The sequence below is a fragment of the Gilliamella sp. ESL0405 genome (assembly GCF_019469205.1).
GTDB lineage: Bacteria > Pseudomonadota > Gammaproteobacteria > Enterobacterales > Orbaceae > Gilliamella.
In genome coordinates, this window is sequence record NZ_CP048265.1 from 206,962 (window position 1) to 232,892 (window position 25,931).

Sequence of the window (25,931 nt, forward strand, 5' to 3'; positions counted from 1 at the left end):
AATTTATATAAGAAGGATAAAGTTATGCGCCATCGTAAAAGTGGTCGTCAACTGAACCGAAATAGCAGCCATCGTCAAGCAATGTTTCGTAACATGACAAGTTCACTTGTTGAACATGAAATCATCAAAACTACATTGCCTAAAGCAAAAGAGTTGCGTCGTGTTGTTGAACCGTTAATTACGCTAGCCAAAAGCGATAGCGTAGCTAATCGCCGTTTGGCTTTCGCTCGTATCCGTGATAAAGATACAGTGAAAAAATTATTTTCAGATTTAGGCCCACGTTTTGCTACCCGCCCAGGTGGTTATGTACGTATTTTAAAATGTGGTTTCCGTGACGGAGATAATGCCCCAATGGCTTATATCGAATTAGTTGATCGCCCTGCTGTTGAAGCAGAAGCTACAGCTGAATAAGATATTTAACTGTTGTGCAATAAAACCGGCTTAATTGCCGGTTTTTTATCGGATGTTATATCCACAATGGTAATTGAAGCTCTTAATACTTATCCTTTTAATATAATTAATTTTGTTCTTAACTAAATTACTTATAATTCACATAACTTTACCCAAAAATATTTACTCAACCAAATAATCGATTTAACATTACAACTCTGCATGATAAACATGATATTTGTATGATAGATCTCAAACGCAATGGTGAATGGATTTTAGTTCTGGTAACCATCTTAGCGGCATTTGGTTGGGTATGCTCTAAACAAGCTATATTAGCAATGCCACCACTGGCATTTATGGCTATCCGCTTTTTATCCGCTTCCATTCTTTTAATCCCCGTATGTTTCTACACGCATCAAGGTATTGCGTTTACCAATATTCCCAAAGCAGTATTTGCCGGCGTTTTACAGGCGACTAATACTATATTTTGGATTTTAGCAATAAGCCTTGGCGGACAACTTGGTGAAGGCTCTTTTATTATGAGCTTGTCAGTATTAATGGCGCCTATTGTCGGTTGGTTGTTCTTTAAAGAAAAACCTTTATCTATCTTTTGGATTTCGTTACCTGTTGCTGTGATTGGGCTAGCTTTTCTGAGTCTATCCAATGGGTGGCAGACGAATATCAATCAACTGTGGTTTTTTACCTCGGCCTTTGCTCAAGCAATATTTTTTATTTTTAACAGCCGTTTTGTACAAAAAATTGCTATTTTGCCACTCATTACCATTCAACTATTTTGTACCGGTTTTTGCTGTCTGATACTTTCTATCTTGTTTGAAACTTGGCCGACTACCGTCAGTTATATAACTGTTGGCTGGATCATCGGTAGTATATTTGTTGCCACTATTCTACGTTGGGCGTTACAGCTTTTAGGGCAAAAATATGTACCGGTGGGTAATGCCGCAATTATTATGATTTTAGAGCCTATTTTTACCACCATTGCAGGGATTATCATTTATGATGAGCCAATGTCTTGGACTAAGTGGATAGGTTGCTTGCTTATTCTCATATCATTGCTAATTTATCGTGGATATGTCTTTATCCGCACCCGCCGTTCAAGCTTATACGATGTAGAACAGCGCTCAGATACATCTAAACCTTAAATTGAACTCATTTCACGATGAGATAAATGCTATTGAGTCAGAAAGCCTATTGGTTGATATGAAGGTCATTTAGTAATGGGGTGGTTTAGTCTCTTCTGACAGACTGGCAATATTTGATGTCTGTGCGGCTTGTAGTTTTTGTGATAATAACGTTAATTGCTCTTTTAACTTACTTATATCAGCTTGAAGATGGGTAACCATTTGATTAAGTTCTTCAATGGTGATCTCTTGAAAGGCAACTTTCGTTTCGAGCAATTCTAATTGTTGATTCATAAAATTTTTCATCAATAAGTGGGAAATATCTGATGACATTGTAAGTAAAAAAGGCGATTAAATCCATCCTCGTTGTGCAAAAGAAACGTATTCACCTTTCCCAATGACAATATGATCGATTACCCGAATATCAATTAACTCACAAGCTTGCCCTACCTTTTTTGTGACAATAAGATCAGCTTGACTTGGCGTGGCTATACCAGCCGGATGATTATGCGCTAAAATGATTGCCGCCGCGTTGTGTTGTAATGCTCGTCTAGCCACTTCACGAGGATGCACTTCAACACAATTATAGGTACCGGTAAACATCTCCTCTGAGGTGATAACGTGATTTTGATTATCTAAAAATATCACCATAAAAACTTCTCGATCTTTATTTGCGAGACGACTTGCCAAATAGTGATGGGTTAATGTTGGCGAAGTCAGCGGATTTTCGTTTGTCATTTTCACTTTAAGATAGCGATGAGATAGTTCAACAACTGCTTGTAACTGTGTATAGGTTGCGGTACCTACCCCATGTTTGTGGCAAAAGTCTTTGTGGCTTGCATTCATGAGGTTATAGAACGAGCCAAATTCATTTAACAGTTTTTGTGATAACTCTAAAACTGGTAATTTACGGGTGCCGGTACGTAAAAATATTGCAAGTAGTTCTGCATCACTTAATATTTCAACACCGTATTTTAATAGCTTTTCACGAGGCATTAATGTTGGAACGGGCACTGACATAGCTAATTATTCCAATGGAAAAATTAAATTATTATTAAAAAAATTAGCTAAATAAAGATTGAATGAAAAGGATGCGATTTATTTCACAAAAAGATTAACAATTTTTCTCTTAACAGCCGTTTTTCTGAATTATTTTTCTGAGTCAATTTCTGAATCGTTCTTCTGAATCATTCTTTTGAATCATTCTTTTGAATCATTCTTCTGAATCATTCTTCTGAATCGTTCTTCTGAATCGTTCTTCTGAATCGTTCTTCTGAATCATTCTTCTGAATCATTCTTCTGAATCGTTTTTCTGAGTCGTTCTGCTGAATTGTTCTTCTGAGTCGTTTCTTGAAAATAGAAAAAGCGCCAACAGGCGCTTTAAAATAAACTTTCATTAAGATAAATTAGTGACAACCACACCCGCCGTGACCGTCACAGCCGTCACTCTCTTCATCATCATGATCGTGACCGCCACAACCGCAACTACCATGATGATCATGTTCGTGACCGTGAGCACCATGAATGTGACCATGAGCGATCTCTTCTTCTGTTGCTTCACGAATGGCTAACACTTCCACATTAAATTTTAAATCTTGACCGGCTAACATGTGATTACCATCAATGGTAACGGTATCGCCGTCAATTGCAGTAATTTCAACCGGAATAGAGCCATGATCGGTATCGGCAAAAAAGCGCATGCCAACTTCAAGCTCATCAACACCGACAAAGACATCACGGGGAACATTTTGCACCAATGCATCATTAAAATCACCGTAAGCGTTGATAAGCTCAACATCAAATTTATCACCCACTTGATGTCCTTCTAACGCTTTTTCAAAATCCGGTAATAAATTGCCTACGCCATGAAGATATTCTAGTGGGGCAACAGCGGTTGCTTCATCGACTAAAACACCGTCTTTAGTGCGAACCTGGTAAGCTAAACTGACTACTGTATTTTTTGCTATTTTCATTTTTTCTCCAACAAACTTGTATTGAGCAAACAGCTATAGATTTTAACGGAAAATAAAGGATAAGTATTCATAATTTTTTTATATAAATCCGATTAATTAAAATATTTAGGTTGATAAATGATAAGTCATGAATTTACCTAAGTAACCAGATGATAGCGTGTAACCACTCAATTAGTTTTTTGATTAAATTTTGTTTGATGATAACAACTATTATTCTGAATAAAAATCAGAAAATAGACCAACAAAAAAAGGCATCAAGATAATTATTGATGCCTTTTTTTTATTTTTTTAATAATGCCTATTATTTAAGTTCTAACTCGTTCATTGCGGCGATGCTAAATCCACCGTCAACATGCACAACTTCACCTGTAATGCCGGATGCTAAGTTTGAACATAAAAATGCCGCTGAATTACCAACATCTTCAATTGTAACAGTTCGACGAATTGGCGTAACTGATTCACAATGAGATAGCATTTTTTTGAAATCTTTAATACCTGATGCAGCAAGGGTACGAATTGGGCCGGCAGAGATAGCATTGACACGAACTCCTTCTGGACCCATAGCGTTTGCCATATAACGTACATTTGCTTCTAAAGATGCTTTAGCAAGACCCATTACATTATAATTAGGAATCGCTCGTTCAGCACCAAGATATGAAAGAGTAACTAACGCTGAACCAGGATTCAACATTGAACGGCATGCTTTAGCCATTGCAACAAAACTATAAGAGCTGATATCGTGAGCGATAGCAAATCCTTCACGTGTTACAGCATTAACATAGTCACCGTCTAACTGATCGCCCGGCGCAAAAGCAATTGCATGCACAAAACCATCAAACTTATCCCAAGTTTTTGCCAGTTCGGTAAATAAATTTGTAATGCTTTCATCATGCGCAACATCACAAGGTAAAACGATTTTTGAACCAAAATCAGCAGCAAACTCTTCTACACGGCTTTTTAATTTATCACTTTGATAAGTAAAGGCTAATTCTGCACCTTCACGATGCATAGCTTGTGCAATACCATAAGCAATAGAACGATTACTTGCAACGCCGGTAACGAGTATGCGTTTACCTGTTAAAAATCCCATAAATTATTCCTCTAATGTTTTCACTTGTATCGTCTAGGATAAGTAACGATTATATGTTGATAAAGCCAACTTCGCTACTATAAATTTATTTTTCGTTAATGGGTTTTTATTTTATTGATTCAAACAATTTATTGTTTAATTAACAAATATCCGACTATAATAGTCAACTATTAATTTTCTATAGGCGGTATCACTTTGAATAATTTAATTTGTTATAAAACATTACCTATCTGGAATGCCGATACATTACCCGAGCTTTTTCGTCAAAAGCATAATACTCAAGTTGGTACGTGGGCGAAATTACAGATTATAAAAGGCAGTATCGAATTTGAAATGCTAACTGAACAAGGTGAGATTATCTCAACCCACTATTTTAGTGTTCAACAGCAACCACCGTTTATTTCACCCCAGCAATGGCACCGCATTGCGAAAGTATCCGATGATTTACAATGCCAATTGGCATTTTACTGTTTACCCGAAGATTACACGCAAAAAAAATATCAAATGACCAAAACCCATTCTGAGGTCATCGCTGCAACAAAAATCATTCCGGCTGGTAAGGCTTTAGACTTAGGATGTGGCGCCGGTCGCAATTCGCTTTATTTGCAGTTACTAGGATTTGATGTCACAGCGGTTGATAAATCAGAAATGAGCATTGATAACTTACAACAGATTATCAGTCAAGATGACCTGAAACACATTAAAGCAATGGTTTATGATATCAATCAAGCCAATTTACAAGGTGAATATGATTTTATCGTTTCAACGGTTGTTATGATGTTTTTACAACCGGATAGCATTCCGGCGATTATTGAAAATATGCAAAAAATCACCAAATCGGGCGGCTATAATTTAATTGTTAGCGCTATGTCTACGGCTGATTATCCTTGCCCTGTAGGATTTTCTTTTACCTTTAAAGAAGACCAATTACGGCAATATTATCAAGATTGGGAAATATTAAAGTATAACGAAGATGTCGGGCAATTGCATAAAACCGATATTCATGGAAACCGTATTAAGTTGCGATTTGCAACATTATTAGCGAAAAAACGATAACAATTACTGGATATATCATCCTGTAATTGCCATATTGATAAGTGACGTTTAGTTGAGCTTTTCGCCAACAGTAAACCACGCTTTGCGAGAGTTTAGCAGATCTTGAGCAGCCATTGGTTTTTTACCGGCTGGCTGTAACAGTGTCATATTTAATGCGCCGTCACTGGTGGCGACGCATATGCCTGTTTTATCCGCTTGTAAAATAGTGCCAGCTGGTTTGTTGTGTGATGTGGCAATCACTTGAGCTTGCCATACTTTAACCGTCTCGCCGTTAACTTCAAAATAACTGACCGGCCATGGATTAAACGCTCGTATGCAGCGTTCGAGCTGTTGAGCTGATAAATTCCAATCCAGTTTAGCTTCTTGTTTTGATAACTTTTGCGCATAAGTGGCTTGTGATTCATCTTGTTTTTCGGGTTGAATTTTCCCTTCACGGATTAATGTCAAGGTTTCAAGCAACCCTTGCGGACCTAATTTTGCCAACTTGTCATATAATGAAGCGCTGGTATCGGTTGCTTCAATCGGGCATGCCAATTTATACAACATATCGCCCGTATCAAGCCCGGCATCCATTTGCATAATGGTAATACCTGTTTGGGTATCGCCTGCCCAACAAGCTCGTTGGATAGGTGCCGCGCCACGCCACCTTGGTAACAAAGATCCATGTACATTTAAGCAACCTAATTTTGGCATATCAAGCACCGCTTGTGGCAAAATAAGTCCATAAGCCACAACAATCATAATATCTGCATTAAGCTGTTGTATTAATTTCTGATTTTCTTCGGTTTTCAGTGTTGCCGGTTGATAAACAGCAAGATTATGTTCAATCGCTAATTGTTTTACCGGGCTTGCCGTTAATTTATTTCCTCGGCCAGCTGGGCGATCAGGTTGAGTAAAAACCGCTATCACATTGTAGTTAGCCTCAATCAGCGCCTTTAAATGGGTGGCGGCAAATTCCGGTGTTCCGGCAAAAATGATATTAAGTGGTTTAGTGGCATTAGGCATAAGTATCATATCCATCATCGAAAAAATTACAGCGATTATACTGGAAATTTAAGTCAGAATCTTTAATTTAAAAAATAGCTTGATTAACCAGATAAGCCGTTATGGCATAAACTGACTATCATTTTAAAAAACAAAAGATTATCCGTTTTTATACTGAAACGTATGTATTTTCTGAAACTTTTTGACAAGATTTTCTGACTTTATAAAAAGCTAATTTAAGTCTTATCTGTTTTAATCAAGCCGTTGAACGGGATTGATCTTTTTTAGATTTTGGTAGGAGATTTTGTCCTATCGCTTTATAAAAATTAAAGATTATATTTTTTACTTAAACGTATATATTTTCTGAAACTTCTTGACAAGATTTTTTTATTTTATAAAAGCCAACTGGCGCCAAAGCTTAGTTAGATTGGTTTAACTTTCAGCGCTCGTTGATGATATGTGTCTTATGCCGTTCCCAAACAGGGGGATTTTAAGCAAAATCCCCAATGAGACTAAAACGGGAAGAATATCGGTACTAAAGCAATATTGACTGCCATGACTAAGAAAGTTAACGGTACGCCCACTTTAACAAAGTCGCCAAAACTGTATCCGCCGGGGGCGACAACCATTGTTTTGATTGGCGAGGAGACCGGTGTAATAAATGATGCTGATGTTGCTATCGCAACTGTCATGGCAAATGGATAAGGCGAGTAACCAAATTTTATAGCCAGATCAATGGCGATAGGCGCAATTAAAATGGCGGTTGCTGTGTTGGAGATAAATAATCCGACTGTTGAACACAGTAAGAAGATAAATGTCAGCACCATATAAGGGCCAAACGATTTTAGGTGAATCTCTAACCATGCTGATATAAGTGATATACCACCGGTTTTATTTAACGCGACGGCAAAAGGCATCATACCGATGATTAAAATCAGTGTTGGCCAGTGTATGGATTTATAGGCATTGGCCATATCAATACAGCGAGTTGCGCCCATTAATAAACATGCAATTAGCGCAGCAACCACATTTGGCACAATGCCGGTCACCATTAATATGATCATAATCGCCAGATTGATTAAAGCCGCATAAGCTTGTGAACTGGCTGGCGCAACATCATCAATATCAGAAGGGTAGTCCAATACAACAAAATCGCTGGTACGAGTTTGCAGTTTTTGAATTGATCCCCAATCACCACACACCAATAAGGTGTCGCTCATTTCTAAGCGTTCCTGGAATAAGTTGTTGGTTTCAACCGGTGCATGGTTGCGCCAAATACCGATAACGGTGAGAAAATATTTTCCTCTAAAATCAATTTCGTTAAGGGTTTTGCCGCACAGTGATGATTCAGGTAACAGTGCCACTTCAGCCATGCCGACCTCTTTAACCTGTTCGGAAAAGTATTCACCGCGTAAAACTTTAGGCTCAAGATTATTGGTGTTTAAAAATGTTCGGTAATCGGCTTCAGAGTGTGACATGTCGAGTAATAAAATATCGTTTTCGCGAAATTCGGTCGATCCGTTAACCGGAATTAAGACCTTTTGAAATTTTCGCCAGCGCTCAACCCCAATCACATTGACCCCATGCTCACTACGCAAATGGAGTCCGTCAATTGTGCGACCAACAAAAGGCGAGCCGGCTAATATTTGCGCCCGATGTGCCCGGCCAATTAATTTGTAATCTCGAATTAAATCGGTAATTCTTCGTCTTTGTGGTTGGGTATTAGTTGGGGTCACTTGTTCTGAGGTGAGTAACCAATTTCGGGTCAATAAACAGTAAATCACTCCGACGACTAAAACACCTAAACCGATAGGGGTGATTGAGAAAAAGCCAAATTCCGTTAAATTTGCCCGGCTCAGTTCACTATTGACCACCAAATTAGGTGCAGTCGCTACCAGCGTCATCATGCCACTAATTAAGGCGGCAATACATAATGGCATCATTAATTTTTTAACATGGATGCCGGTATGATTGGCAATACTAATTGCAACCGGAATAAAAATCGCCACAACGCCTGTTGAGCTCATTATTGACCCAAGTAACGCAGCGCCCAGCATAATAAAGGTAATAATCCGAATATCATTTTTACCGGATACTTTTAAAATATATTCGCTCATTTTAAAAGATATGCCCGTTCGAACAAGGCTTTCACCAATAACAAATAGTAATGCAATTAAAATAATATTGGGATCACTAAAGCCGGATAAGGCTTCAGCAGGCGTTAATACGCCAGTTGTTGTGATAGCGGCAATAGTCAATAATGCAATTATATCCATTCTCAGTTTACTAAATGAAAACATCAAAATGGCAATAAATAGCAAAAGACAAACAGTGATTAATGGGTAATATTCGATGATATAATTAGGCAAAAATGCAGTGATAGATGTTAAAAAATTTTGCCCGGATGACAAATGTTCCACGAAAAGTAGCTCTATAATGTCGAATGGATTTTAGACATAATACCTTGATTTATTGTAATAGGGAATATACCTCAATAAAGTTTATGATGTTTTAATTAGCAAAATAATGACATTTTTAACATTTTTTGCTTTTTTTCATTTCTCCTATTTGCTTTGGTTAAAGTTGGGTATAATTTAATCAATTTGAGTCATCCCATTAATAAGTCATCTTTAGGAGACAATATGTCATCAAAAAAAACAGTAGCCCAAATTATCGTTGATGTGCTTACTGAAGCAGGGGTTAAAAATTGCTATGGTATTGTGGGTGATACATTAAACCAAATTACTAATGCGATTAAAAAAAGTGATATTCAGTGGGTACATGTTCGGCATGAAGAGGTTGGTGCTTTTGCGGCGGGGGCAGAGGCTTATTTAACCGATCAAATCACTGCGTGTGCCGGTTCATGTGGTCCGGGGAGTTTACATTTTATCAATGGCATTTACGAAGCTCAGCGTAACAAAGTGCCGGTAATTTTATTAGCCAGTCAACTGGTCACATCCCAGCAAAATAACGATTTTCCGCAGGAAGTTGACTTTGAGGCGGTTTATAAAAATTGTTCGGTATTTTGTCAGGAAATTAGTGATCCAACTCAAGCAAGACAAATCACCACTGCGGCCATTCAAGCGGCGATTAATCAACGTGGGGTGGCTGTTTTAGTTATTCCCTATAATATTAGTTTAGAAAAAGTGGAAGATAACAGCGGGCATAAGATCTACCACCCTAAACCGATTATTCGCCCGTCAGATAGAGAGCTTGCGCAAATTGCGGAAGTGTTGAACAAACATGATAAAGTTGCGATCTTCGCCGGACAAGGTGTGCATGAAGCGCATGATGAGCTTATTGGGCTGGCAGAAAAATTAAAATCGCCGATTATACATACCTCAAGAGCGAAAGATTTTGTCGAATATAACAACCCGTATAATGTCGGTATGACAGGTATGTTTGGCGTTGAGTCAGGTGCAACAGCGATTAAAGAGTGTGATGTACTTTTAATGATAGGGGTTGATTTTGCCTGGTCACAATTTTATCCCGATAATGCAATACTCATTCAAGTTGATATTGATGCAACACATCTTGGTCGCCGTCATCCGGTAAATATTGGCGTGGTTGGTAGCAGTCAACCAACGTTAGCGGCCTTAACGCCTTTAATTGATGAAAAACACGATGCGGCATTTTTAGAAAGATGCCGTGAGTTATATGTAAAATCGATGGCGAAATTAAATAAAAAGTCGATTGCGTCAAAATCGACCATACATCCTCAATATTTAACCGAATTAGTTGATAAATATGCTTCTGATGATGCGGTACTATGCGCTGATGTCGGTTCGCCAATGGTTTGGGCTAGCCGACATTTTAATACCAATGGTAAAAGGCGCACGGTAATAAGCTTGAAACATGGCACCATGGCCAATGCGATGCCGCAGGCTTTAGGGGTACAAAAAGCGTTTCCTAATCGTCAAGTTATCACCTTATCCGGCGACGGCGGGATTAGTATGTTAATGGGCGATCTGTTAACCACCATTCAAGAAAATCTACCGATTAAAGTTATTGTATTAAATAATGGTTCCCTTAACTTTGTTGAACTGGAACAAAAATCCGAAGGGCTAGTAGACCACTATACTGATTTGAAAAATCCCGACTTTGCTAAAGTGGCCGCTGCCATGGGCTTATTCTCGATTAGTGTTGATCGTTCTGATTTATTAGAAGCGGCGGTGCAATCATTCTTATCGCATCCGGGGCCGGCGCTATTAGATGTTAAAACCAGCGCTAATGAATTAGTTATGCCACCGGAGATCAAAGCCTCACAAGTTATGGGTATGGCGCTTTACAGTGTCAAAGCTTCATTGAGTGGTAAAATGGGGGATGTGGTGCACTTATTAGTCGATAATTTCATTAAAAAATAACGTTTAAGATTCTATTATCGCTAATTTTGATTAACCATTATTGCTGTTAGTGATGTTCAGTCGCAACCTTGAAAAAAAGACTCTGCCGCTTTATGCGGCAGAATAATTGCTTTAAAAGCTAACAGCGCCTTGTTCAGCTGAGGTTAAATTTTCACGAAGAACAGTAAATAGCTCCCGCCCATAACCTTGATGAGAATCACGCAAATCAAATGGATCTGGTTGCCGCTTAGCAAGCTCGGCTTCATCGACCAGTAGCGTAAGCTCACCGGTTAGCCCATTGACTCGAATCTTATCGCCCGGTTGTACTTTACTTAACAATCCACCGTCATAAGCTTCCGGCGTTACATGGATTGCTGCTGGGACTTTACCGGAAGCGCCGGATAATCGACCGTCGGTGACCAGTGCCACTTTATAGCCCCGATCTTGCAGTACACCAAGCGGGGTGATCAGTTTGTGCAGTTCCGGCATACCAATGGCTTTGGGTCCTTGATAGCGCACTACAACGACACAATCTTTATTTAACTTTCCGGCTTTATACTGCGCATCTAAATCATATTGGCTGTTAAAAATAACCGCAGGTGCTTCAATAATTTGATGCTCAGCGGCAACCGCTGACGTTTTCATAATTGCTCGTCCTAAATTACCGGACAGCACTTTTAAGCCACCATGCGAGTGGAACGGTTTTTTAATGGAGGCAATCACTGATTCATCTAATGATTGCGTTGGTCCTTCACGAAATACCAGTTTGCCATTTTCTAAAATTGGCTCTTTGGTATACCGGCTAAGACCTCGGCCGACCACTGTTTCAACATCTTCATGGAGTAAACCGCCAGCTAATAACTCTCTAACTAATAATGCCGTGCCGCCCGCTGCTTGAAAATAATTGATATCGGCCGGCCCGTTTGGATAGATACGGCAAAGTAATGGAACGACCGTTGATAGATCGGAGATATCATCCCAATTAATCATAATCCCAGCCGCTTTTGCCATAGCGACAATATGCATGGTTAAATTGGTCGAGCCCCCGGTGGCTAATAGCGCAACTAAGCCATTTACAATCACTTTTTCATCAACCATTTTACCAACAGGCAGATAGTGACCGGATTGGTGAGTAAGGCGAGTTATCTGTTTAGCAGCGGCGTTAGTCAGTTCCGTTCTTAATGCCGTTTGAGGATGAACAAATGCCGCCCCCGGCAAATGTAATCCCATTAACTCAATGACCATTTGATTACTATTGGCTGTGCCATAAAAGGTACATGTGCCACTGGTATGATAAGAGGCTGACTCAGATTCTAACAGATCTTCACGCGATGCTTTCCCTTCCGAATAAAGCTGACGAATGCGAACTTTTTCTTTATTTGATAGTCCTGACGGCATCGGTCCGGCTGGAATAAAAATTGCCGGTAAGTGACCAAATGTTAAAGCCCCAACCAATAAACCCGGTACGATTTTATCGCAGATCCCTAAATACAATGCTCCGTCAAACATGTTATGTGACAGCCCGACAGCAACCGACATGGCAATCACATCTCGGCTCATTAAAGACAGTTCCATGCCCGGTTCGCCTTGCGTTACCCCATCACACATAGCCGGCACACCCCCAGCCATTTGCCCAACTGCGCCGGCTTGGTGCAGTGCTTTACGTATTTGCTCCGGATAAAACTCATAGGGTTTATGTGCTGAGAGCATATCGTTATAGGCACTAATAATACCAATATTACTTTTTAAAATATTTTTTAAATCGTTTTTTTCATCCGCACAGCAGGCGGCAAAACCATGCGCCAGATTGCTACATGGCAATTTGGCTCTGTTTACGTTATGTTGCATCGCCTGCTCAATTTTTTGCAAATAAGCTTCACGAGAAGCTTTCGATCGTTCAATAATACGTTGTGTTACAGCTTCAACGGTAGAATTCACATTAACCTCTTGGACTATCTTTATTCTTGTTATTAATTTTTATATGTTACTGACCTTGGCAAATTGAACAAATCACTTGTTCAGTATCGTTAACCACCCCGTCTAATGATTGTTCGATATTGACTGTGTAAACATCTTTCTCATCTTGATCGGGCTCTTCGAGCGTATCAAATTGTGATTGCAACATGCCGGCTTTTTGATAATGCCCTTTACGCTCAGCAAGTCGCTTAGCAATCACATCGAAACTGCCTTTTAGATAGATAAAATGAACATTTTCATTTTCGCCACGAATAATGTCCCGATATTGTCGTTTCAAGGATGAACAGATAATTAACGACACATCATTAACATTACTCATCGCAAAGGCGGCATTACTGATTAGTTCAAGCCATGGCATACGGTCTTGATCATTTAACGGCGTACCGCTGCGCATTTTTAATATATTGGCTTTCGGATGTAAAAAATCACCGTCTAAAAAAGCGGCGTCAAGATTATAGGCTACTTGTTTGGCAACTGCTGATTTACCACTACCCGATACCCCCATTAAAACAAAAACATGTTTATTATTTTTCGTCATTACTTGTCCTTAATTTGCTCCCATGTTGTTACGGGTAACATTTTGACATTTTAATCCGTTATTGCAATTCAAAAAAGTTGATTTTGTGATCTGGATCATACTTTGTTTTGGGTAAAGGTTTTTATCCCGATTTGGGATCTCAAGTTTATTTTAAAAAATAGATTTCGATCACAAAAATATAAAATCCTATTTGTTTTTTATTTCGAAAGTATTTAATCTTTCGATATTGTTTTTGTTTTCGAAAGTAATAACCTAAAACGTAATATCAAAAAGATAAAAAATGGAGAGTAAATATGAATAAATGTCAGCTTCTTTTCGAAGACAATCTTAAATTTGACAATGAGTTAGCCTTACTGACTTATTTAAGTCAACAGTTACAAGAAAAAGGGATTGTCAAACAGAGCCATTTGAAAGCTTTACTTGATCGGGAAGCATTATATCCAACCGGTATTTTGCTCGATGGCTATGCAGTGGCGATTCCACATTGTGAAGCTGAGCATGCTAACAGTCCTGCGATTTTTATTCTTCGCACCCAATCTCCGGTTTCATTTCAACGTGCAGATGACGATGGCACCGTTGATGTTTCATTGATTATTTCATTGGTAGTGACTTCACCGGCTGATCAACTATCACTGTTAAAAGCACTTTTTACCCATTTACAAGATAAAGAATTTTATCACTTTTTATTAAATCGCTCGCAAGACGAAGTTACCGAACGTTTTAATGAAGTGATATTTAATCAATAAGTTGTTTAGGAGGCATTATGAAAAAAAAGATTATTGTTGCATGTGGTGGCGCTGTTGCGACGTCAACTTTAGCAGCAGAAGAGATAAAAGAGCTATGTAATGAAAATAATATTGAGCTCGATTTAGTGCAGTGTCGTATTAATGAAATTAATACCTTTATTGATGATGTCGACCTGATCTGTACGACGGCAAAAATGGATCAAACATTTGGTGATATTCCGATTGTGCATGGTATGCCTTTTGTGTCTGGCGTTGGTATTGAGCAGTTAAAAGCAAAAATATTGTCTATTTTAAAAGGATGAACCTATGTTTACTGAAATTATGCAGTACATCTTAGATTTGGGACCGTCTGTAATGCTACCCATTGTGATTATTCTGTTTTCACTTTCGCTAAGAATGAAAATTGGTGATGCATTAAAAGCCGGGATTCATATTGGGATTGGCTTTGTCGGTATTGGTTTGGTGGTTGGCTTATTAACCAGCTCAGTTGGGCCTGCAGCTCAAGCTATGGCAGAAAGATTTGATATCAGTTTGAATGTTGTCGATGTTGGTTGGCCTGGCGCAGCCCCTATGACGTGGGCATCGCAAATTGCGCTGGTTGCCATTCCCATTGCCATTGCAGTAAACATTGCCATGTTACTTTTAAGATTAACCCGTGTTGTTAATGTTGATATTTGGAACATTTGGCATATGACCTTCAGCGGGGCGCTGGTTTATATTGCAACCGGCTCTTACTGGCTAGGCATTGCTGGCGTGATTGTACATGCAATTATCGCTTATAAATTGGGGGATTGGTTTGCTAAAGATACCAAAGATTTTTTTGAGCTTGACGGCATTGCTGTGCCACATGGTACGTCGGCTTATTGTGGACCGATAGCGGTATTTGTCGATACGGTGATTGAAAAAATACCCGGCATTAGAAAGATTAATTTCAATGCGGTCGATATGCAAAAAAGATTTGGCGCATTTGGTGAGCCCGTCACAGTTGGTTTATTTATGGGTATTTTATTAGGCGTATTAGCCGGTTATGGGGTGAAACAGACTTTACAACTTGCGATTCAAACCGCAGCGGTCATGCTATTAATGCCGAGAGTGATTAAACCTATTATGGACGGTTTAACCCCAATATCTAAACAAGCACGTAAACATCTTCAATCGAAATTTGGTGGGCAAGACTTTTTAATCGGTTTAGATCCGGCACTATTATTGGGTCATTCAACCGTTGTTTCTGCCAGCTTAATTTTTATCCCATTAAGTATTTTTATTGCCATTGTGCTGCCCGGTAATGAAGTGCTTCCTTTTGGTGACTTAGCAACTATCGGCTTTTTTATCGCAATGGGTGTGGCGATTCATCAAGGCAATCTGTTTAGGATTATTATTTCCGGTTCAATCATTATTGCTATTACCTTATGGATTGCCACGCAAATGGTGCCATTAACCACTCAGCTTGCCGTCAATGCCGGTACCATTACTGCCGGTAATGGCATCTCGGTTGGCGCAATGGATCAAGGTGGTTCGCCAATTACCTATATCTTAGTTCAACTGGTTAATTTAAAACAACCGATCGGGTTTGCCTGCATTGGTCTCTTTTACCTGTTTTGTCTATTTTTGACCTGGCAACGCGCGCAAAAATACAAATTATTATTAAAACAGCAACAGGTAGACGGTGCAAACAGCGTAAATAAGCAATAAAAAAGTCATTTTTTAAATCCATTAAGCAACGTTCACTGTCAAACCAGTGAACGTTAAAACAGCAACCTATTTAATTATTAACATAGGAAAATAATATGAAAGCAGTCGTTGTTAATGATGAGGGGACTTTATCTGTAGAAGATATTGAGATGCCCAAAATCACTTCACCAGATCAAATTCTGGTGAAAGTGGCGTATTGTGGGTTATGCGGTTCTGATATTCCACGTATTTTTCATCATGGTGCACATTTTTACCCAATCACACTTGGTCATGAATTTAGTGGCACGGTTGTCGAAATGGGCAGCGATGTGACAGAGTTTGAGATTGGTGATCTGATCTCTTGTGTACCTTTATTGCCTTGTTTTAAATGTGATGAGTGTCAAAAACATTACTATTCACTTTGTAAACACTACACCTTCGTTGGTTCAAGAATTACCGGCGGTTTGGCACAGTATATCGTCATAAATAAGAAAAATGCCTTTAAGTTACCGAAAAGTGTTAGCCCTATTGAAGGGGCATTTTTTGAGCCAATGACTGTTGGGATGCATGCACTATTATTGGCTGACGGTTGTCAAAATAAAAATGTAGTGATTGTTGGTGGCGGTACCATTGGTTTGCTTGCTATGCAGTGCGCCAAAGCGATGGGCGCTAAATTTGTTGCGGTATTAGATATTAATCAAGAGCGCTTAGATCTGGCTAAAAAACTAGGTGCTGATGCGGTTTATCACTCAAAAAATATGACAGCTTCGGCGATCTATGAAGCATTGATGCCACATCGATTTGATCAGGTGGTATTAGAAACCGCCGGCACGCCAGCGACAGTAAGCTTAGCCATTGAAATAGCTGGTGCTAGAGCCAAAGTTGGTTTGATTGGTACATTGCATCATGATGTGACCCTTTCAGAAAAAACGTTCGGAATGATTTTACGCAAAGAGCTTGAGATTTTAGGTAGCTGGATGAATTACTCAGCACCATGGCCTGGTAAAGAGTGGCAACTCGTTAGTCAGTTTTTTGTTGACGGTAAAATCAGGCTTGATGAGTTAATTGCTGGGGTGGGGGATTTTGATGAATTTACTCAGCAAGTTAGTGCGTTAAACGGTCATCCAATGAACGGTAAGATTTTATTAAATTGCATGTAATTATCTGATTTAAATCAGCCAATAAAAATGAGCGCTTATCTTTTGATTTTGTTTGTTATACACTGCTGAAAAATTTTCGAAAAAGGAAATATTATGAATGCAAGTGAAAGACGTCAACAAATAGTCGAACTTCTTAATACGAAAGGAACTGTTTTGGTTAGTGATTTATCAGGACAATATGATGTTTCGGAAGTGACAATCAGAACCGATCTTCGTTTGTTGGAAAAACAAGGGGTTTTGACTCGATTTCATGGCGGCGCAACCAAAATCATGAGTAAAGGCGATTTAAAATCATTTAAAGAGTTGCAATTAGAAGAACGTTATCAACGTTTTATAGAAGCCAAAAAACGCATTGCAATTGAAGCAGTTAAACATGTTAAAGAGGGGGATACCATTATTTTAGATAGTGGTAGTACCACAATGTTGATAGCTGAAGAGTTAGTAAAACTCAAGCATATCACTGTCATTACCAACAGTCTTACTTCTGCATTTATTTTATCGGATAACAGTGACATTATGTTATTTATGTGTGGTGGTACGCTGAGGCATAAGACTCGTTCTTTTCATGGAAAAATTGCTGAGCAATCGTTAGACGGCATTTCTGCTGATATTTTGTTTGTTGGTGCAGATGGAATAGATCCAAAAAGAGGAATAACAACGTTTAACGAAGGCTACACTATCAGTAGTGTGATGGCTAATGCGGCAAGGCAGGTTGTTGCGGTTTTAGATTCATCAAAATTTGGACGAAATGGCATTAATATCGTATTACCACTTAATAAACTAAGTACCATAATTACCGATACTGATGTCGATAACAGTTATAAACAACAATTTGAAGAAAAAGGCATTGGTTTTATAGCTGTTTAAATTTTTTAACTGGTGATTGTGTATCTTTTTGAACAAAGCTTAAAAGATCTTTTAGCTAAATAGTCGATTTTGGGTAATGAACGTAATGATAGCAATGGATTGTTGTTGGCTATTTGGTTGATTAATACTATTGAACTCATTTGATTATTTAAGCTTGTTATTTCTCCCAATGCTATGACTTTGCAATCAATACGTAGGTGAGAATATGATATTAACAATTACCATGAATCCTTCCGTGGATATCTCTTATCCACTCAATACGCTCCATATTAATGATATTAATCGTGTTGCCAATGTTAGAAAAACTGCTGGTGGTAAAGGACTCAATGTCACACGAGGTGTGAAGTTTTCTGGCATCGAGGTGTTAGCTTCCGGTATTGTTGGCGGTACAACAGGTGAATATATACAAAAACAGTTAGATAGTGACAATATCCACTACCATTTTTATGTTACCAAGCATGAATCACGAAATTGTATCGCAATACTACATGAAGGCAATCAAACCGAAATTCTCGAATCCGGGCCAACACTCGGACAAAAAGAGGTGGACGCCTTTTTAGCGCACTATCAAACGTTAATGGACAAAGCCAAAGTGATGACCATTTCCGGATCGCTGCCACAAGGTTTTCCGGTTGATTTTTATGCCACATTAATTCAAATCGCCAATAAAAAGAGCATTCCTGTTTTGCTAGATTCCTCCGGCAAGATGTTATTAGCTACGCTGGTGTCTGAACGTAAACCTTACTTAATTAAGCCGAATAAAGATGAATTACAACAAATAATTCAAATGGATATTGATGTAAATGATACGGCTTCGTTGATTAAGGCGGTTGATCATCCACTGCTAAATGCAATCCCTTTTATCATTATTTCACTGGGTAAAAATGGTGCTTTTGCGCGTTGTCATCAGCAATATTATCAAGTTTCAATCCCTAAAATTGATGTTGTCAATCCGGTTGGATCTGGCGATGTGACGTTAGCGGGGCTTGCGGTAAGTATCCATGAAAACGAATCGATAGAAACCATGCTCAAACGGGCGATGACAATGGGCATGTTAAATGCCATGGAATCGCAAACCGGGTTTGTGAATATGCACAATTATGATGATTATTTTCAACAAGTTATTGTTAACCAAATTTATTAAATATCAAGATTAATTCAGGAGTTATTATGTATCTTATTTCAAGTCAAGAGATGTTAAAAAAAGCGCAACGTGAAAATTATGCTGTTCCGGCATTTAATATTCATAACCTTGAAACAATTCAAGTTGTGATTGATACCGCAAAACAGTTGCAGTCGCCGGTTATATTAGCCGCCACCCCCGGCACTTATCGTTATGCCGGCACAGAGTATTTAATCAATATTTGTAAAACAGCAGCCCAAATTAAGCATTTCCCGTTTGCTTTACATCTTGATCACCATGAAGATGTCGATGATATCCAAGCCAAAATTGCCGGCGGCATTCGCTCAATTATGATCGATGCTTCACATCATCCCTTTGAAGAAAATATTGACATTGTGCGTAATATGGTCGAATTTAGTCATAAATTTAATGCCAGTGTTGAAGCTGAATTAGGGCGTCTGGGCGGGCAAGAAGACGATCTTATCGTGGATGATAAAGACAGTGCCTTTACCGATCCGGATGCAGCAAGGGAATATGTCGAGCGCACTGGCATCGATTCTTTAGCGGTGGCAATTGGATCCGCTCATGGGATGTATAAAGGTGAGCCTAAATTGGATTTTGATCGATTAGCCAAAATACGCGAAAAAGTTGCCATTCCATTGGTGTTGCATGGCGCTTCGGGAATACCTGAAGCAATGGTGAAAAAATCGATTTCATTAGGTATCTGTAAAGTGAATGTGGCAACTGAATTAAAAATTGCTTTTTCAGATGCGTTGAAACAATACTTTCAAGCGCAACCGGATGCTAACGATCCAAGGCACTACATGCAACCGGCTAAACTGGCAATGGCGAAAATTGTGGAAGATAAAATTCGTATTTGTGGAAGTGCAGGTAAACTATAATATGAAAGCTAAAGGTATTTTGTTTGATTTAGATGGTACTTTGGTGAACTCTCTACCAGCAGTTGAACGCTGCTGGTTGAAATTTGCTCAGCGGCATCATTTAGATGCCACTCAGGTATTAACAACCATTCATGGGCGTAAAGCTATCGATAATATTAAGCTGTTTTTACCTGATCAGCCCGCTAGTTTGATTGAGCAAGAATATCATTGGATGGAGCAATTAGAGTCAAATGATGTACAAGGGATTGATGAAATACCGGGCGCAAGCGATTTTCTGCAGCTATTATCATCAATGAATATCCCTTGGGGGATTGTTACTTCCGGCACTAAAATTGTGGCTGAAGCAAGATTTAGTTTGCTACAGGTTGCCAAACCGCCGGTATTTATCACTGGCGAAATGGTAGCTAACACCAAACCAGCGCCGGACGGCTATTTGCAAGGCGCAAAACTATTAGGTTTAGCTGCCAGTTCGTGTATTGTTTTTGAAGATTCCGCTGCGGGCATTGAGTCAGCAAATAAGGCTAATTGTCAGGTGATTGGTGTTAATACGTCTAATTTGATTAATCATCATGCCCAGCTAAATATCGATAACTTTAATGATCTGATTGTTGAAAAAATCACAGGTAGCGATCAATTCATTATTAATAAAAAAACGTTTTGCTAATAAGATAATCCCCGGCGGTGTTACCTGCTTTTGCTCCACACAAGTGCAATTGATTTAACTGTCTTTAGATTGAAAGTATACGAAAGATTGAAAGTATACAAAATTTAGCTAAATTTATGCATACTTTCAACTCGTTAAAGGTTATTGCGTTGCCTTACTCATCGCTTGTTTAAAGGTTGAAAAAGCGCAAAAGCCCAGCGTGTTAATTGGGCAATTCTCCATTTCCAACGTCACCTTAAGTGGTGGGTTTTGTCGGTTTAATTCGGTTAAATGACGAATTTGATCGGTAGATTGATAAAAATATTCAATTTTCATCATCGCTTCACCAGTTTGATTGTTACGCCATTTCTGAAAGACAACCTTGCCACCGATAGGCGTTGTTTCAAACTGATCGGCAAGCTGATAAGGTTTAATCTTTATGGTTGAAAATAGTGAAGCGACATTAGAATCATGGCCTACAAGTAAAGTGAATTTTGGTTTATTTTCATTTTCGCTAAACGACTGATTGATGTAGTTCACTAACTTTGTGGCAACTTGCTTAGCGACAACCGGTGAACCAAATAATACCGTGTTGTAATTTTCTTTTATGGCAACCAACTGTTCAAACTGTTGATTATTTTTTATTTTACCCCATGCAACATCTTGCAAAGGGGCGCCTTCATAGTATTGTAGAATAAATGCATCAGCAATCGATGTGCCTGTGCGTAATGGTCCGGTGATACCCGGCTCTTTTCCTTTTTCAATGATGAGCTTAGTGGGTAAAGTCGAAAAATCACACTGTTTATCGGTAAGGCAATTTTGCGATTGTGAATAATTTAGAATATTTGACATGTCTTGATAGGCATGAGCCAATTTGTTATTTAAACCTTTCACACCGTCACTGTCGGCAATGTTATTAATGGCATTAATCGCCGATTGTTTAAATTCAGCGCTATCATCGCTGATCACCGGGAAAAATAGCGGATCCATTGTGCCTAAGGTTTCTTTATGCACAACAGGCACGGTGCAGCCCGGAAAGGCACCAACCGCAAAATATTGTCCGGTTGCGATAGTGCGTTGTAGGCTATTGGTATAAATGTATACATCGTTTTGGTCAGGGCAATCTTTTTGATCTAATAACTTATTATCGGCTAACCATTGACTAAAATAATGACCAAAATAGCTCTCTAACACACCACCACGAGTGGTGAGGTAACTTGCCGGGGTATCCCACTGTGGCCACTGATTAGGGGTGACTTTACCCAAAGTACTATTGGGACTGGCTAAGGGGGCTCGTAAACCATGACGGCTAAAAACGACCACTTGTTCCAACGTGTAATGATTCAGTGTTTCTAATGCTTGAGTTGAAAAAGATAAAATACACGTTAAAGCTAACACGCCTTTTAATCGTATTTTTTTCATATGCTCTCCTTTGACTGGTATAACATGTTGTAATTGATGAGGTTCATAACTGCTGACCATTAATCAATACGTTTAATTCCTTTTATTTAAGCTTTGCTGTGCATCGGGTTTGGTCATTGATATTGGCTTTTAAATTGCTCGGTTTGATAGACAAAATTGCCATTTACCATGGTTGCAGTAACTTGATTTTGTTCATTAAGCAGGACTAAATTAGCCACTTTATTGACCGCAATAGTACCTAACTGATTATCAATGCCTAATGCTTTTGCCGGATAATGGCTACCATGGAGCCAAGCTTGCTCAAAGGTAATACGGGTAAAGTTGGCAAGATTATTCACCGCCCGATCGAGCGTTAAGGTACTGCCAGCTAAACTACCGTCTTGAGTTCGCACTACATCGTTTTCCATGTGCACGGGTAATTGACCTAAATAGTAATCGCCGTTTGGCATTCCGGTTGCTCGCATGGCATCGGTAATTAATAGCAGATTGTGACCGCAGCACTTATGTGCAATGCTAACCGCTGCCGGATGCACATGATGACCGTCAACAATGATTTCGGTTTGGCAATTATCAATGCTCAGTGCCGCACCGACCACACCCGGATTACGGTGATGCAAACCGGACATGCCGTTATAGCAATGTACAACACCACTGGCGCCGGCTAAAAGTGCCGCTTTAGTAGTTTCATAATCGGCATTAGTGTGACCAATCATGACTCGGATATTTTGACTACATAACCATTTAATAATCGGTAAGGCGCTTGGGTATTCCGGCGCCAGCGCAATACATTTTAGTGTGCCGTCAGCTAACTTAAGCCACTTTTCAATAAGTTCACGGTCGGGGGCTTGTAAAAGTTCTTCCGGATGTGCGCCTTTATGAACGGCATTAAAGAAAGGACCTTCTAAATAAGAACCTAGTATGGTGGCGCCAGCGACTCCCTGTTTAATACTCTCTTTGACTTGAACTAACGCCGCTTCAATCTTTTCATGGCTTTCTGTCACTGTTGTCGCCAAAAATGCACCGACGCCGTGGCTGGCTAAAAATGAGCTAATGGTATTAAGTGATTGATGAGTGGCGTCCATTGTATCGGCACCCATTACGCCATGAATATGGGTATCAATCAGTGCCGGCATAAGTTTGAATTGATTGGGACAGGGCGTGTTACTTGGCTTGATATCGATAATTTTGCCATCTTTGATGTCAACGATAGCATTATCAAGCCAACCAACAGGTGTAAACACTTGCTTAGCATGGATTTGTTTAAATTCCATCCGTACGCTCCTTATTTGTTAGCGATTTTTTTTGATGTTCATGCCATAAGCTGGTGACCGTATTTTTACCGTTTTCAATGGTATGGTGGCGGAGTGTGGGTAAATCCAGCTCATCACGCCGAAGTAATACTTCAAGTAATAGTGGCATATTAATACCACTGACAACTTCAATATTATTATATTGATAACTTATCGTTGCTGCCAGCCTAAATGGCGAGCCACCAACAATATCTGTTAAAAATATCACACCTTCGCCACTATCACAAAGTGTTAACGCGCTATTTAATTGTTGTTCTAACTGTTCGCTACTCATACCGTCGGGAAAATTGACGGCAATAAATTGTGGTTGTTCACCAATAATTTGGCAAGCCGCTTGATAAAGTCCGGTAGCAAAGCTACCGTGACCTGTTAAAATTACACCTATCATTTATCCCCCTTATAAAAAGCCCACTAATTTACCTACCACCCCGATAATCACGGTTAAACCAATTAATTTGACGGGCGAAAAGTTACGCTTCATCAAGCTGTAAACCGCTAGCGTAAAGCCTAGTGGTAATAGATTTGGCATCAATTTATCTAACACTTCAGCTTGCAGTGCAATATGGGCTTGACCTGCGTTAATTTCTAACGGTGTGGTGAGATGTACATACGACGCCACTAATGCGCCAATTACCGTCATACCAACAATTGAAGCAGCATGTGAAATGCGTTTGGTATGGGTTTTTAATAAAGGCAATGCGCTGGTACCTGCATGATAGCCATAATGTGCAAGACCAAAACGTAAACCAAAATGGACGATATTGAACATTAATAGAAAAATGATGGGTCCAAACAAACTGCCCTCTAAGGCTAACGACGCACCAATGCCGGCACATATCGGCAGTAATGTTAACCAAAACAGTGCATCACCAATGCCGCCTAATGGCCCCATTAAGGCTACTTTTACCGCTCGTATGGTTGAAATGTTCTCTTTACCTCGTTCCATTGCCAGCACTAAGCCGGATAAAAAAGTGGCATCGAAAGGGTGAACATTAATAAACTCCATATGCATGTGCATGGCGTTTTTTAAATCATCTTTATTTTTATGGATTTTGCGCAGCGCCGGTAAGATAGTATAAAGCCAGCCGCCTGCTTGCATACGTTCGTAGTTAAAAGAGGCCTGAAGTGCTAGTGATCGAAACGCCATACGATTGATATCACCTTTAGTTAATATCACATCCTGACTTTGATCGATGTAAGTATCGGACGTGCCTTTACTTGTTGCTAATGCTTGTGCCATACGTTTTTCTGCTTTTTCGGCCATTTTTTTATCTTCATCATGGTTAAATTCCATCTTCCACCTCCATTGCATTTGTGTTTTCTGACGGGGTATTGTCATTGTTATTTCGGCTACCATTATAAAAATCAATCATGGCAATGGCTAAAGCGCCTAAGGCAATAGCCAAAATCGGTAAGTTAAGATATGTCACACCTAAAAAGCCGAGAATAAAGTAGGCAACATATGTTTTTTTCATCATTATTTTCATTAACATGGCAAAACCGATCGCAGGCATCATTCCGCCAGCAACGCTTAAGCCGTCGAGTAGCCATTTAGGGGATTTTTCAACTAATGCGGTTGCCGCATCGGCGCCGAAATAGATCGGCAAAAATGCCACAATAAAATAGAAACAAAATAGAATAATCATGCCTAAGTAGTTAACCCATTCAATTCCTTTGAAATTGAGTTTATCGACAAAGCGATCACATTTATGCATCATCGGCGAATAGATAGTAAATAAAATGGTGATACAACCTTGTACCGCAATGGCAAATGGTACGGCAATACCAATGGCAACTTTAGGATCGGCATCAGTTAAAATGGCAAAAGTGGTACCAATCACGCCACCGATTACCACATTGGGCGGTTGAGCGCCGGCTAAAGGTACCATTCCCATCCATACCAGTTCGAGTGATCCCCCAACATATAAGCCGGTTTGGATATCGCCTAATATCAGACCAACTAATGGACCAATCACGATTGGTCTGTGTAAGTGAGTGAGTCCGTCAAATAGGTCGACACCTGCAATACCGGCGAGTAATCCAATTAACAATGCATCGAATAACATAGTTTGCTCCCTGTCTTAAGTTAGATTAAGTAAATCAGTAATGTTTTCGCCTGTTTCATCAGGTACACGACGAATTTCGCAGATGACGCCTAATTGCGTCAGCGCTTTAAAAGCGGCGATATCATCGTCATCAACTGATACCGTTTTGTGAATTTGCTTTTTTCCCTCCGAAAAGTGCATATTGCCGACATTGACAAATTTGATAGGTACTCCACCTTGAACCAGTGTTAATACGTCTTGCGGGGTTTTACAAACAATAAATATTTTTTGCCGTTCTGCGGCTTTGCCAATAATGTCGATTGTTTTTTGTAAGGTGAAATATCGGGTTTGGATTCCTTGTGAGATAACCATATCCATTAGGCTTTGTTGAACCGGATCTTGCGCTGCGCTGTCATTGGCAACTAACAGTAGATTAGCGCCTAGCGCATTGACCCAAGTCACACCAACTTGACCATGCACTAAACGATTATCAATACGTGTCATAAGAATATTAGGTGTGCTCATATGTTTTTATATCCTTTTGTTGATTTG

General features: G+C 39.4%; 26 protein-coding genes. 12 read left to right on the forward strand and 14 right to left on the reverse strand.

Annotated features, from left to right (window positions below):
• Nucleotides 1–24: 24 nt before the first annotated feature.
• Entirely contained in the window at nt 25–411 is a 387-nt protein-coding gene (rplQ, locus tag GYM74_RS00985; RefSeq protein WP_065558593.1) for a 50S ribosomal protein L17, read from the forward strand.
• Nucleotides 412–632: 221 nt separating this feature from the next.
• Nucleotides 633–1,550 (forward strand): DMT family transporter, encoded by a 918-nt coding sequence (locus GYM74_RS00990; RefSeq protein WP_220218643.1) that lies wholly within the window; start codon nt 633–635, stop codon nt 1,548–1,550.
• A 69-nt stretch (nt 1,551–1,619) separates the two neighbouring features.
• On the opposite strand, the gene GYM74_RS00995 is transcribed toward GYM74_RS00990, so the two are convergent.
• From GYM74_RS00995 to fabI, 4 genes are all read right to left on the reverse strand, one after another.
• Entirely contained in the window at nt 1,620–1,823 is a 204-nt protein-coding gene (locus tag GYM74_RS00995; protein WP_220218644.1) for a SlyX family protein, read from the reverse strand.
• Nucleotides 1,824–1,880: 57 nt separating this feature from the next.
• Nucleotides 1,881–2,549 carry a DNA repair protein RadC gene (radC, locus tag GYM74_RS01000; RefSeq protein WP_220218645.1) on the reverse strand — a complete coding sequence of 223 codons (669 nt, stop codon included), beginning with the start codon at nt 2,547–2,549 and terminating at the stop codon, nt 1,881–1,883.
• 386 nt (nt 2,550–2,935) lie between these two features.
• A complete protein-coding gene (gene slyD, locus GYM74_RS01005; protein ID WP_220218646.1) occupies nt 2,936–3,502 on the reverse strand; it encodes a peptidylprolyl isomerase in 567 nt (188 codons plus the stop codon).
• Between the two features lie 301 nt (nt 3,503–3,803).
• Nucleotides 3,804–4,592, reverse strand: a complete 789-nt coding sequence (fabI, locus tag GYM74_RS01010) for an enoyl-ACP reductase FabI (protein ID WP_220218647.1) — start codon at nt 4,590–4,592, stop codon at nt 3,804–3,806.
• Between the two features lie 195 nt (nt 4,593–4,787).
• On the opposite strand from fabI, the gene tehB reads away from it, so the two are divergent.
• Nucleotides 4,788–5,648 (forward strand): SAM-dependent methyltransferase TehB, encoded by an 861-nt coding sequence (tehB, locus tag GYM74_RS01015; RefSeq protein WP_220218648.1) that lies wholly within the window; start codon nt 4,788–4,790, stop codon nt 5,646–5,648.
• Nucleotides 5,649–5,696: 48 nt separating this feature from the next.
• On the opposite strand, the gene fmt is transcribed toward tehB, so the two are convergent.
• Both fmt and GYM74_RS01025 read right to left on the reverse strand, forming a co-directional pair.
• Nucleotides 5,697–6,653 carry a methionyl-tRNA formyltransferase gene (gene fmt, locus GYM74_RS01020; RefSeq protein ID WP_220218649.1) on the reverse strand — a complete coding sequence of 319 codons (957 nt, stop codon included), beginning with the start codon at nt 6,651–6,653 and terminating at the stop codon, nt 5,697–5,699.
• Nucleotides 6,654–7,144: 491 nt separating this feature from the next.
• Nucleotides 7,145–8,986, reverse strand: coding sequence for an SLC13 family permease (locus GYM74_RS01025; RefSeq protein ID WP_366915704.1), 1,842 nt, complete (start codon nt 8,984–8,986; stop codon nt 7,145–7,147).
• 288 nt (nt 8,987–9,274) lie between these two features.
• Between GYM74_RS01025 and GYM74_RS01030 the strand changes: the two genes are divergently transcribed.
• Nucleotides 9,275–10,996 carry a thiamine pyrophosphate-dependent enzyme gene (locus tag GYM74_RS01030; RefSeq protein WP_220218651.1) on the forward strand — a complete coding sequence of 574 codons (1,722 nt, stop codon included), beginning with the start codon at nt 9,275–9,277 and terminating at the stop codon, nt 10,994–10,996.
• A 111-nt stretch (nt 10,997–11,107) separates the two neighbouring features.
• Here the strand turns inward: GYM74_RS01030 and edd are convergent, their stop codons facing one another.
• The gene (gene edd / locus GYM74_RS01035; RefSeq protein ID WP_220218652.1) at nt 11,108–12,913 is read right to left on the reverse strand and encodes a phosphogluconate dehydratase; all 1,806 of its coding nucleotides are present in this window, start codon (nt 12,911–12,913) and stop codon (nt 11,108–11,110) included.
• 46 nt (nt 12,914–12,959) lie between these two features.
• Complete coding sequence (gntK, locus tag GYM74_RS01040) at nt 12,960–13,490, reverse strand: gluconokinase (RefSeq protein WP_220218653.1); 531 nt, start codon at nt 13,488–13,490, stop codon at nt 12,960–12,962.
• Nucleotides 13,491–13,783: 293 nt separating this feature from the next.
• Between gntK and gatA the strand changes: the two genes are divergently transcribed.
• The 8 genes from gatA (at nt 13,784) to GYM74_RS01080 (ending at nt 20,623) form a co-directional block, all read left to right on the forward strand.
• On the forward strand, nt 13,784–14,236 hold the full coding sequence (gatA, locus tag GYM74_RS01045; protein ID WP_220218654.1) for a PTS galactitol transporter subunit IIA: 453 nt from the start codon (nt 13,784–13,786) through the stop codon (nt 14,234–14,236).
• 17 nt (nt 14,237–14,253) lie between these two features.
• Complete coding sequence (gene gatB / locus GYM74_RS01050; RefSeq protein WP_065734968.1) at nt 14,254–14,538, forward strand: PTS galactitol transporter subunit IIB; 285 nt, start codon at nt 14,254–14,256, stop codon at nt 14,536–14,538.
• A 4-nt stretch (nt 14,539–14,542) separates the two neighbouring features.
• Nucleotides 14,543–15,928, forward strand: coding sequence for a PTS galactitol transporter subunit IIC (locus tag GYM74_RS01055; protein ID WP_220218655.1), 1,386 nt, complete (start codon nt 14,543–14,545; stop codon nt 15,926–15,928).
• Between the two features lie 95 nt (nt 15,929–16,023).
• On the forward strand, nt 16,024–17,067 hold the full coding sequence (locus GYM74_RS01060; protein ID WP_220218656.1) for an alcohol dehydrogenase catalytic domain-containing protein: 1,044 nt from the start codon (nt 16,024–16,026) through the stop codon (nt 17,065–17,067).
• 93 nt (nt 17,068–17,160) lie between these two features.
• Nucleotides 17,161–17,934, forward strand: coding sequence for a DeoR/GlpR family DNA-binding transcription regulator (locus tag GYM74_RS01065; RefSeq protein ID WP_220218657.1), 774 nt, complete (start codon nt 17,161–17,163; stop codon nt 17,932–17,934).
• A gap of 205 nt (nt 17,935–18,139) precedes the next feature.
• Nucleotides 18,140–19,078, forward strand: a complete 939-nt coding sequence (locus GYM74_RS01070; protein ID WP_220218658.1) for a hexose kinase — start codon at nt 18,140–18,142, stop codon at nt 19,076–19,078.
• Nucleotides 19,079–19,104: 26 nt separating this feature from the next.
• Nucleotides 19,105–19,959, forward strand: coding sequence for a tagatose bisphosphate family class II aldolase (locus GYM74_RS01075; protein WP_220218659.1), 855 nt, complete (start codon nt 19,105–19,107; stop codon nt 19,957–19,959).
• 1 nt (nt 19,960) lies between these two features.
• Complete coding sequence (locus tag GYM74_RS01080; protein ID WP_220218660.1) at nt 19,961–20,623, forward strand: HAD-IA family hydrolase; 663 nt, start codon at nt 19,961–19,963, stop codon at nt 20,621–20,623.
• Nucleotides 20,624–20,764: 141 nt separating this feature from the next.
• On the opposite strand, the gene agp is transcribed toward GYM74_RS01080, so the two are convergent.
• From agp to agaV, 6 genes are all read right to left on the reverse strand, one after another.
• Nucleotides 20,765–22,024, reverse strand: coding sequence for a bifunctional glucose-1-phosphatase/inositol phosphatase (gene agp / locus GYM74_RS01085; RefSeq protein WP_220218661.1), 1,260 nt, complete (start codon nt 22,022–22,024; stop codon nt 20,765–20,767).
• A gap of 113 nt (nt 22,025–22,137) precedes the next feature.
• On the reverse strand, nt 22,138–23,295 hold the full coding sequence (gene nagA, locus GYM74_RS01090; protein WP_220218662.1) for an N-acetylglucosamine-6-phosphate deacetylase: 1,158 nt from the start codon (nt 23,293–23,295) through the stop codon (nt 22,138–22,140).
• Complete coding sequence (agaF, locus tag GYM74_RS01095) at nt 23,285–23,722, reverse strand: PTS galactosamine/N-acetylgalactosamine transporter subunit IIA (RefSeq protein WP_220218663.1); 438 nt, start codon at nt 23,720–23,722, stop codon at nt 23,285–23,287. The genes nagA and agaF overlap by 11 nt, the downstream gene beginning before the upstream one ends.
• Nucleotides 23,723–23,731: 9 nt before the next feature.
• On the reverse strand, nt 23,732–24,628 hold the full coding sequence (locus tag GYM74_RS01100; RefSeq protein ID WP_220218664.1) for a PTS system mannose/fructose/sorbose family transporter subunit IID: 897 nt from the start codon (nt 24,626–24,628) through the stop codon (nt 23,732–23,734).
• Nucleotides 24,618–25,400 carry a PTS N-acetylgalactosamine transporter subunit IIC gene (gene agaW / locus GYM74_RS01105; protein WP_220218665.1) on the reverse strand — a complete coding sequence of 261 codons (783 nt, stop codon included), beginning with the start codon at nt 25,398–25,400 and terminating at the stop codon, nt 24,618–24,620. Before agaW ends, GYM74_RS01100 begins: the two co-directional genes overlap by 11 nt.
• Before the next feature lie 15 nt (nt 25,401–25,415).
• Nucleotides 25,416–25,904 (reverse strand): PTS N-acetylgalactosamine transporter subunit IIB, encoded by a 489-nt coding sequence (gene agaV / locus GYM74_RS01110; RefSeq protein ID WP_220218666.1) that lies wholly within the window; start codon nt 25,902–25,904, stop codon nt 25,416–25,418.
• Nucleotides 25,905–25,931: the final 27 nt, after the last annotated feature.

Excerpts from the sequence above, each read along its gene's own strand:
- GYM74_RS01080 (WP_220218660.1), top strand. The coding sequence starts at position 19,961 with ATGAAAGCTAAAGGTATTTTGTTTGATTTAGATGGTACTTTGGTGAAC.
- gatA (WP_220218654.1), top strand. The coding sequence starts at position 13,784 with ATGAATAAATGTCAGCTTCTTTTCGAAGACAATCTTAAATTTGACAAT.
- GYM74_RS01100 (WP_220218664.1), bottom strand. The coding sequence starts at position 24,628 with ATGGAATTTAACCATGATGAAGATAAAAAAATGGCCGAAAAAGCAGAA.
- GYM74_RS00990 (WP_220218643.1), top strand. The coding sequence starts at position 633 with ATGATAGATCTCAAACGCAATGGTGAATGGATTTTAGTTCTGGTAACC.
- agp (WP_220218661.1), bottom strand. The coding sequence starts at position 22,024 with ATGAAAAAAATACGATTAAAAGGCGTGTTAGCTTTAACGTGTATTTTA.
- fmt (WP_220218649.1), bottom strand. The coding sequence starts at position 6,653 with ATGCCTAATGCCACTAAACCACTTAATATCATTTTTGCCGGAACACCG.
- agaV (WP_220218666.1), bottom strand. The coding sequence starts at position 25,904 with ATGAGCACACCTAATATTCTTATGACACGTATTGATAATCGTTTAGTG.
- rplQ (WP_065558593.1), top strand. The coding sequence starts at position 25 with ATGCGCCATCGTAAAAGTGGTCGTCAACTGAACCGAAATAGCAGCCAT.
- gntK (WP_220218653.1), bottom strand. The coding sequence starts at position 13,490 with ATGACGAAAAATAATAAACATGTTTTTGTTTTAATGGGGGTATCGGGT.
- GYM74_RS01060 (WP_220218656.1), top strand. The coding sequence starts at position 16,024 with ATGAAAGCAGTCGTTGTTAATGATGAGGGGACTTTATCTGTAGAAGAT.
- GYM74_RS00995 (WP_220218644.1), bottom strand. The coding sequence starts at position 1,823 with ATGAATCAACAATTAGAATTGCTCGAAACGAAAGTTGCCTTTCAAGAG.
- agaW (WP_220218665.1), bottom strand. The coding sequence starts at position 25,400 with ATGTTATTCGATGCATTGTTAATTGGATTACTCGCCGGTATTGCAGGT.
- GYM74_RS01075 (WP_220218659.1), top strand. The coding sequence starts at position 19,105 with ATGTATCTTATTTCAAGTCAAGAGATGTTAAAAAAAGCGCAACGTGAA.
- GYM74_RS01070 (WP_220218658.1), top strand. The coding sequence starts at position 18,140 with ATGATATTAACAATTACCATGAATCCTTCCGTGGATATCTCTTATCCA.
- agaF (WP_220218663.1), bottom strand. The coding sequence starts at position 23,722 with ATGATAGGTGTAATTTTAACAGGTCACGGTAGCTTTGCTACCGGACTT.
- gatB (WP_065734968.1), top strand. The coding sequence starts at position 14,254 with ATGAAAAAAAAGATTATTGTTGCATGTGGTGGCGCTGTTGCGACGTCA.
- GYM74_RS01065 (WP_220218657.1), top strand. The coding sequence starts at position 17,161 with ATGAATGCAAGTGAAAGACGTCAACAAATAGTCGAACTTCTTAATACG.
- fabI (WP_220218647.1), bottom strand. The coding sequence starts at position 4,592 with ATGGGATTTTTAACAGGTAAACGCATACTCGTTACCGGCGTTGCAAGT.
- slyD (WP_220218646.1), bottom strand. The coding sequence starts at position 3,502 with ATGAAAATAGCAAAAAATACAGTAGTCAGTTTAGCTTACCAGGTTCGC.
- GYM74_RS01055 (WP_220218655.1), top strand. The coding sequence starts at position 14,543 with ATGTTTACTGAAATTATGCAGTACATCTTAGATTTGGGACCGTCTGTA.
- nagA (WP_220218662.1), bottom strand. The coding sequence starts at position 23,295 with ATGGAATTTAAACAAATCCATGCTAAGCAAGTGTTTACACCTGTTGGT.
- GYM74_RS01030 (WP_220218651.1), top strand. The coding sequence starts at position 9,275 with ATGTCATCAAAAAAAACAGTAGCCCAAATTATCGTTGATGTGCTTACT.
- radC (WP_220218645.1), bottom strand. The coding sequence starts at position 2,549 with ATGTCAGTGCCCGTTCCAACATTAATGCCTCGTGAAAAGCTATTAAAA.